Source organism: Streptomyces sp. WM6386 (assembly GCF_000972385.1).
Classification (GTDB): domain Bacteria; phylum Actinomycetota; class Actinomycetes; order Streptomycetales; family Streptomycetaceae; genus Streptomyces.
On sequence record NZ_JXTE01000669.1, the window covers coordinates 1 to 350 of the forward strand.

The 350-nt window shown below is 76.3% G+C and carries 1 protein-coding gene; it reads right to left on the bottom strand.

The window, feature by feature from the left end; translation table 11 throughout:
* Window positions 1-135: 135 nt before the first annotated feature.
* Window positions 136-350: DUF6059 family protein (locus TN53_RS43180; RefSeq protein ID WP_324609660.1), on the bottom strand; the 215-nt coding region annotated here is incomplete at its 5' end.

Sequence of the window (350 nt, forward strand, 5' to 3'; positions counted from 1 at the left end):
GTCCCCGCTGGCCCCGCGTATGGACGGCGAGGAGGTCCCCGCCCCCGGGTGAGTCCGGCCACCGCGAAAGGGCGGGGCGCGGCGAGCAGATGCTGGCCGCGCCCGGCCCTTTCGGCTGTCCGGCGCCCGCGGCGGTCAGCCGCGGTCGCGGGCGCTGTGTTCGTAAGCGGGCCACACGTCGCGGACGAGCTGTAGTTCCTGCGGGGTCAGTGGTATGTCCTCACGCAGCCGCTCGGGGTGCGCCGGCGGCGGCCCGCCGACCCCCGGTGGCAGCACCAGGAACCTGCCCTGCGCGTAGCGCACCAGGCGGTTCTGGGAGCGTGTGGCGGTGCGGGGCGGGTCCATGGCCT